Raw genomic sequence first — 7,397 nt, forward strand, 5'->3', positions numbered from 1 at the left:
GGCCGAGCCGCCCCGCCGTGCCGCGGCGGCCGAGCCACCCCGCGACCCCGCGCCGTCGATCTGGGCTTACCGCGTGCAGCGCCTGTGGCTGACGCCGCTGTTCCGCAAGGTGGTGCGCGTGGGCCTTCCCGCCTTTGCGGTTGTGCTGACGCTGGGCCTTTACGTCGGGGACGAGGACCGCCGCACCGCGATGGTCGAAACCGTGCAGGAGCTGCGCCGCGAGATCGAGGGCCGCCCCGAGTTCCGCGTCAATGTCCTCGGCGTCGAGGGTGCCAGCCCCGCCGTGACCGCGGAAATCCGCGGCGCGCTGGCGCTCGACCTGCCGGTCTCGTCCTTCGACCTCGATCTTGCCGCGTTGCGCCAGCGCCTCGAGGCGCTGCCGGCCGTGGCCTCGGCCGACCTGCGCATCCGCGGTGGCGGTTACCTGTCGGTGACCGTCGAGGAACGCGCCCCCGTGCTGATCTGGCAGACCCGCGAGGGTGCCGTCCTGATCGACGCCGAGGGCCATTTCGTCGCCGCGCTTGGCGACCGCGCGCTGACCCAGCCGCTGCCGCTGGTGGGCGGCGAGGGCGCGGACCGCGTGGTGGCGGAGGCGCTTGCGCTCCATGCCGCGGCGGCCCCCCTCGGCGACCGGCTGCGCGGGCTTGTCCGCATGGGCGAGCGCCGCTGGGACGTGGTGCTGACCGACGGCCGCCGCATCCTGCTGCCCGAACGCGCGCCCGTGCAGGCGCTAGACCGGGCGCTCGCGCTCGATGACGCGACCGATATCCTTGCGCGCGACGTGCTGCGGCTCGACCTGCGCAACCCCGAGCGATTGACCGTGCAACTGACCCCCGAGGCGCTGGAGGAGCTGCGCCGGCTCCGCGCGTTCGAGGCGGGGGGCGAACCCGGAGAGCGAAACGGATGAACCTGCTCTACCAGTCCCAGCGCGCCATGCGCGCCAAGCGCCAGGAGGCGTTGAAACGCGGCGTGATCGCCGTTCTGGACATCGGCACGCACAAGCTGTCCTGCCTCGTGCTGAAATTCGACCAGGCCGACGCCGCCGCCCCCGCCGAGGGGATCGGCGCGATGGCCGGGCAGGCGAATTTCCGCATCATCGGCGCGGCGACGACCCGCTCGCGCGGGGTGCGCTTCGGCGAGATCGACACCTGCCAGGAAACCGAGCGCGCGATCCGCACCGCGGTGCAGGCCGCGCAGAAGATGGCGCAGGTCCGCGTCGACCACGTCATCGTCGCGCTGGCCGGTGCGCGTCCGCGCAGCTACGGGCTGGACGGCGAGGTGTCGCTGACCAGCGGCACGGTGACCGACCATGATGTCGCCAGCGTGCTGGCCGCCTGTGATGTCCCCGACCTCGGGCAGGGGCGCGAGGTGCTGCACGCGCAGCCGGTGAACTTCTCGCTCGACCACCGGACCGGGCTGACCGATCCGCGCGGCCATGTCGGCAACCGCCTGTCGGTCGACATGCACCTGCTGTCGATCGAGGCCCACGCGATCGAGACGCTTCTGCACAGCGTCAAGCGCTGCGATCTCGAGCTTGCGGGGCTTGCCAGCGCGCCCTACGTGGCGGGCGTGTCCAGCCTGGTCGAGGACGAGCAGGAACTGGGGGCGGCCTGCATCGACATGGGCGGCGGCACCACCAGCCTGTCGATCTTCATGAAGAAACACATGATCTTTGCCGACACGGTGCGGATGGGCGGCGACCATGTCACCGGCGACATCAGCCAGGGCCTGCAGATCCCCGCCAACCATGCCGAGCGGATCAAGTGCCGCTTCGGCGGCGTCATCGCCACCGGCATGGACGACCGCGAGATCATCGAGCTGGAGAGCGAGACCGGCGACTGGCACCACGACCGCCGCACCGTCACCCGCGCCGAGCTGATCGGCGTCATGCGCCCGCGCGTCGAGGAGATCCTCGAAGAGGTGCGCGCCCATCTCGACGCCGCGGGCTTCGAGCATCTGCCGAGCCAGCGCATCGTGCTGACCGGCGGCGCGAGCCAGATCCCCGGCCTTGACGGTCTGGCGAGCCGCATCCTCGGCAACCAGGTCCGCCTTGGGCGTCCGCTGCGGGTGCAGGGCCTGCCGCAATCGGCCTGCGGCCCGGCATTTTCGGCGGCGGTGGGGCTTGCCCTTTTCGCGGCCTACCCGCAGGACGAGTGGTGGGATTTCGAAACCCCGGCCGAACGGTTGCCCGCGCGCAGCCTGAAGCGGGCCGTCAGATGGTTCCGCGACAACTGGTAACCCCCTGATCTGGTAGTCGACCTCTAAACCCGCCCGTATCGGCGGATTCTTGCCCCATATTTCGCGGAATTCCCTGAATTTCCGCGTGACGCCGCCCGTGGAACCGGGTAGTCTGGAGAGCAATCAGAGGCAAAAAACGGCATCCCGGCGACAAGACCGGGGTCGATGACCATCAAGATCGTTGAACAGGCGGACAGACCCATGACACTGAACCTGATGATGCCGGCCGGGACGCAGCCGGACCTCAAGCCGCGGATCACCGTCTTCGGCGTCGGCGGGGCCGGGGGCAATGCGGTCAACAACATGATCGACCAGAACCTCGACGGGTGCGAGTTCGTCGTCGCCAACACCGATGCGCAGGCGCTGGCGCAATCGCGCGCGCATGCCAAGATCCAGATGGGCGCGCGGGTGACCGAGGGTCTCGGTGCAGGAGCCCGCCCTGCTGTCGGCGCCTCCGCCGCCGAAGAGTCGATCGAGGAGATCGTCGATCACCTCGCGGGTGCGCACATGTGCTTCATCACCGCCGGCATGGGCGGCGGCACCGGCACCGGCGCCGCCCCGATCATCGCGCAGGCCGCGCGCGAGCTGGGCGTGCTGACCGTGGGCGTCGTGACCAAGCCCTTCCAGTTCGAGGGCGTGAAGCGCATGCGCCAGGCCGACGAGGGCATCGAGCAGCTGCAGCGCGTCGTCGACACGCTCATCATCATCCCGAACCAGAACCTGTTCCGCCTCGCCAACGAGAAGACCACCTTCACCGAGGCCTTCGCGCTGGCTGATGACGTGCTCTACCAGGGCGTGAAGGGCGTGACCGACCTGATGGTGCGTCCGGGCCTGATCAACCTCGACTTCGCCGACGTGCGCGCGGTGATGAACGAGATGGGCAAGGCCATGATGGGCACCGGCGAGGCCGAGGGCGAAAGCCGCGCCCTGCAGGCCGCCGAAAAGGCCATCGCCAACCCGCTGCTCGACGAGATCAGCCTGAAGGGGGCCCGCGGCGTCCTGATCAACGTGACGGGCGGCTACGACCTGACCCTGTTCGAACTGGACGAGGCCGCCAACCGCATCCGCGAGGAAGTGGACCCCGAGGCGAACATCATCGTCGGATCGACGCTCGACACCAACATGGAAGGCCAGATGCGCGTGAGCGTCGTGGCCACCGGCATCGACGTGACCGAGGCGCGGGCCGAGCAGCCGGTGCGCAGCTACGTGGCCGCCACGCCTGCGCCGCGCGCGGCCGAAGCCGCCGAACCTGCCGCCGCCTATGCGGCCCAGCCGCAGCCAGCCCCCCAGCGCGAGGTCGAGCCCGAGCCGATGATGCTCGCCGATCCTCAGCCCGAGCCCTCGCTGTTCACCAGCCTCGACATGGGCCATGACGACGACCTGCTGGACGAGCATGACGTGCCGGCCCCGGCCTACCAGCCTACCGCCCGCGCGCCCGAGCCTGCACGGTTCGAGCCGGTCCGCCAGGAACCCGCCGAAACGGGCTATGTCGCGCCCAAGCCCAACCCGGCCGGCAAACCCACCCCCGAGGCGCTGGCGCGTCTGCGCGCCGCGATCCAGAAAGAGGTGCCGCGCCCGGCCGCCCCGGCCGCCGACCCGCAGGGCGATGCGCATCACAAGTCGCGCTTCGGCATCAACTCGTTGATCAACCGCATGACGGGCCATGCCGAAGAGGGTCACGCCCAGCCCGAGCGGCGTCAGCCGCCAATGTCCTCGCAGGCCGCACCGGCTGCGCATCACCGCCCGGCCTCGGTGGATGACGGTATCGTCGACCCCGAGCAGGAGCGGATCGAGATCCCGGCCTTCCTGCGCCGACAGGCCAACTGAGCCCGTCACGAAACACCCCGAAAGGCCGACCTCGCGTCGGCCTTTTTTGTTTTTGAAACAGGGTTTTGTCGGGGTGTGTCGGGGCAATCGGCAGAAGTTTGCCGATGTGTTCGGGCTTTGTTGCAAGTCGTCATAAAGCTTGAATTGTCGCTGGTGCATCGGCTCGCTATCCCCACAACATGAAGTGGACTGCCCCGCCGAAGGGGTGCCACGCGTAACGCCGCCGGACCCACAACCGGCGCAGCCACAGGGGTGGAACCGGGGAAGATCCGGGACGCAAGGTCGGAGACAGCGATGCAGGCAACACTCAGGCAAGCGGTGCAGTTTTCCGGCGTCGGCCTTCACAGCGGCCGCCTCGTGCGGATGACCGTGCAGCCGCAGGCCGCGAACATGGGTCTGTGGTTCGCCCGCAGCGACCGCCCCGACGCACCGCTCATCCCCGCCCGCTTCGACGTCGTCCCGATGAGCCGCCTCTGCACCAAGCTGGTGGGCGAGGATGGCAGCGAGATCTCGACCGTCGAGCATCTGATGGCCGCGCTTGCGGGGTGCGGCATCCACAACGCGCTGGTCGAGGTGGACGGCCCCGAGCTGCCCATTCTCGACGGCTCCGCTGCGCCCTTCGTGCGCGCCTTTCTCGCCGCGGGCATCCAGCGGCAGCGCGCCCCGATCCACGCGATCGAGGTTCTGAAGACGGTCACGGTGACCGACGGCGCGGCCGAGGCCAGCCTGTCGCCGGCCGACGGGCTGGTGATGGAGTTCGACATCGAGTTCGCCGATGCCGCGATCGGGCGGCAACGCCGGGTCGCCAACCTCGCCAACGGGCGCTTCGTGCGCGAGCTTTGCGACAGCCGCACCTTCTGCCGCAAGGCGGATGTCGATGCGATGCATGCCGCCGGTCTGGCGCTTGGCGGCACCTACGAGAATGCCGTGGTCGTCGACGGCGACACGGTCCTCAGCCCCGGCGGGCTGCGCCACGCGGACGAGGCCGTGCGCCACAAGATGCTCGATGCGCTGGGGGATCTCGCGCTGGCCGGTGCGCCGATTCTCGGGCGCTACACCGGCATCCGCGCCGGGCACATGCTGACCAACCAGCTTCTGCGTGCCCTGTTCTCGACGCCGGGCGCGTGGCGCTTCGTGGAATGCACCCCGGAACAGGCCGCACGCCTGCCGGGCATGGGCGTCACCGGGGCCGACCTGGCGCATGTCGCCTGATCCGGTGGCCCTGCGCCGGTCCCGGCCGCGGGGCATTTCAGGCGTTTTGCCCCCAGAAAGAATGTGCTAGGACCAAGGCCAAGCCCGGTGGCCCGGCCGCCGGACCGAGGGGGAAAGACAGGGTTGTCCAGAATGCAGCGCAGCGCCGATGGCAAGATCCGGAAACTGGGGCTCACGACGGGTCTCTGCCTGGTGATGACGCTCTCGGCCTGCGGTGGCGGCGGCGGTCTGTTCGGGAGTGGCCTGTTCGGCGGCGGCGGCGGTGGCCTGTTCGCCAGCCGCAACGCGCAGGTTCCGCTCGAGGAACAGGATGCCGCGACGATCTTCCAGCAGGCCGAAGCGCAGCTCGAGCAGGGCGATGCCGAGGATGCCGCGGCCCTCTTCATCGAGGTCGAGCGCCTTCACCCCTATTCGGAATGGGCCAGCCGCGCGCTGATCATGGCGGCCTTCTCCTACCACGCCGCCGAGGATTACGAGAACGCCCGCATCGCCGCCCAGCGGTATCTCGAATTCTATCCGGGCGAGGAAGATGCAGCCTACGCGCAATATCTCCTGGCGCTCAGCTATTACGACCAGATCGACCAGGTCGGCCGCGACCAGGGCATCACCTTCCAGGCCCTGCAGGCGCTGCGCCTGGTGATCGAGCGGTATCCCGACAGCGAATACGCCCAGGATGCGATCCTGCGCTTCGACCTGGCCTTCGACCATCTCGCCGGCAAGGAGATGGAGATCGGCCGCTACTACCTGCGTGGCCAGCATTACACCGCCGCGATCAACCGCTTCCGCGTGGTGGTCGAGCAGTTCCAGACCACCAGCCACACGCCCGAGGCGCTGATGCGGCTGGTCGAGGCCTACCTGGCCCTCGGCCTGACCGACGAGGCGCAGACCGCGGGGGCGATCCTCGGCTACAACTTCCAGTCCTCGCCCTTCTACGACGATGCTTTCCGCCAGCTGACCGGGCAGCAGCTGACGCCCGAGGCAAGCGGCGAAGGCTGGCTCAGGGACGTCTGGCGCCAGACCGTGCGCGGCGATTGGCTCTGAACGCGGGCCCGCCCTTGACGGGGCCGCGGGGCTAGGGGACACAAGCGCGCCATGCTGCGTCACCTCGACATCCGGAACATGCTGATCATCGACCGGCTGGAGCTTGCCTTCCAGCCGGGGCTGAACGTGCTGACCGGCGAAACCGGGGCGGGCAAGTCGATCCTGCTCGACAGTCTCGGCTTTGTCCTCGGCTGGCGCGGCCGCGCCGACCTGGTGCGCGCAGGGGCCGAGCAGGGCGAGGTCGTGGCCGAGTTCGCCTTGTCGCCTGCCCATCCCGCCCGCGCCATCCTGGACGAGGCCGGCCTGCCCGCGGGCGACGAGCTGATCCTGCGCCGCGTGAACACCCCCGAGGGCCGCAAGACCGCCTGGATCAACGACCGCCGCGCCAGCGGCGAGGTGCTGCGCGCGCTGTCCGACACGCTGGTCGAGCTGCACGGGCAGCAGGACGACCGCGGCTTGCTGGACCCGCGCCAGCACCGCGCCATGCTGGACGCCTTCGGCGGCCATGACGCGCTTCTGGCCGGGACACGCGCCGCCTTCGCGGCCCGCCGCGCGGCGCAAAAGGCGCTCGAGGCGGCCGAGGCGCGGCTGGCCGAGATGCGCGCCGAAGAGGATTTCCTGCGTCACGCCGTGACCGAGCTGGATGGGCTGGACCCGCAGCCGGGCGAGGAGGAAACCCTCGACGCCCGCCGCCGCCTGATGCAGGGGGCAGAGCGGATGCGCAACGATGTCGCCCGCGCGGGGGCCGCCCTCGGGCTCGAGGGGGCCGAGGGCGCGATGGTCGACGCGCGGCGCTGGCTCGAAGGGGTCTCGGACAAGGCCGAGGGCGGGCTCGACGCGGCGCTGGCGGCGCTGGAGCGCGCGGCGGTCGAGCTGACCGAGGCGCAGGCCGGCGTGGAGCGCTTCGCCGAGGCGCTGGAGTTCAACCCGGCCGAGCTGGAAGAGACCGAGGAACGCCTGTTCGCGCTGCGCGCACTGGCGCGCAAGCACGGGGTCGCGCCCGACGAGCTCGCCGGGCTCGCCGATGAGCTGCGCGGGCGCCTGGCCGCGCTCGACGGCGGGGCGGGCGAGATCGCGGG

General features: G+C 70.2%; 6 protein-coding genes. All 6 read left to right on the top strand.

Annotation, left to right across the window (positions count from 1 at the left end):
• On the top strand, positions 1-907 hold a 907-nt coding region (locus tag QQK83_RS18300; protein WP_417750369.1), incomplete at its 5' end, for a cell division protein FtsQ/DivIB.
• Complete coding sequence (gene ftsA, locus QQK83_RS18305) at positions 904-2,238, top strand: cell division protein FtsA (RefSeq protein WP_284266753.1); 1,335 nt, start codon at positions 904-906, stop codon at positions 2,236-2,238. The genes QQK83_RS18300 and ftsA, both read left to right, overlap by 4 nt.
• A 201-nt stretch (positions 2,239-2,439) precedes the next feature.
• On the top strand, positions 2,440-4,065 hold the full coding sequence (gene ftsZ, locus QQK83_RS18310; RefSeq protein WP_284266756.1) for a cell division protein FtsZ: 1,626 nt from the start codon (positions 2,440-2,442) through the stop codon (positions 4,063-4,065).
• Positions 4,066-4,359: 294 nt separating this feature from the next.
• A complete protein-coding gene (lpxC, locus tag QQK83_RS18315) occupies positions 4,360-5,277 on the top strand; it encodes a UDP-3-O-acyl-N-acetylglucosamine deacetylase (protein WP_284266758.1) in 918 nt (305 codons plus the stop codon).
• 195 nt (positions 5,278-5,472) lie between these two features.
• The gene (locus tag QQK83_RS18320; RefSeq protein ID WP_417750370.1) at positions 5,473-6,318 is read left to right on the top strand and encodes an outer membrane protein assembly factor BamD; all 846 of its coding nucleotides are present in this window, start codon (positions 5,473-5,475) and stop codon (positions 6,316-6,318) included.
• A gap of 51 nt (positions 6,319-6,369) precedes the next feature.
• The coding region (locus QQK83_RS18325) for an AAA family ATPase (protein ID WP_284266762.1) at positions 6,370-7,397 on the top strand (1,028 nt) is incomplete at its 3' end.

The sequence above is a fragment of the Roseicyclus amphidinii genome (assembly GCF_030163755.1).
GTDB lineage: Bacteria > Pseudomonadota > Alphaproteobacteria > Rhodobacterales > Rhodobacteraceae > Roseicyclus > Roseicyclus amphidinii.

What these genes read in the sequence shown, in the direction of transcription:
- lpxC (WP_284266758.1), top strand. Translation starts at nt 4,360, where the DNA reads ATGCAGGCAACACTCAGGCAAGCGGTGCAGTTTTCCGGCGTCGGCCTT.
- QQK83_RS18320 (WP_417750370.1), top strand. Translation starts at nt 5,473, where the DNA reads ATGACGCTCTCGGCCTGCGGTGGCGGCGGCGGTCTGTTCGGGAGTGGC.
- ftsZ (WP_284266756.1), top strand. Translation starts at nt 2,440, where the DNA reads ATGACACTGAACCTGATGATGCCGGCCGGGACGCAGCCGGACCTCAAG.
- ftsA (WP_284266753.1), top strand. Translation starts at nt 904, where the DNA reads ATGAACCTGCTCTACCAGTCCCAGCGCGCCATGCGCGCCAAGCGCCAG.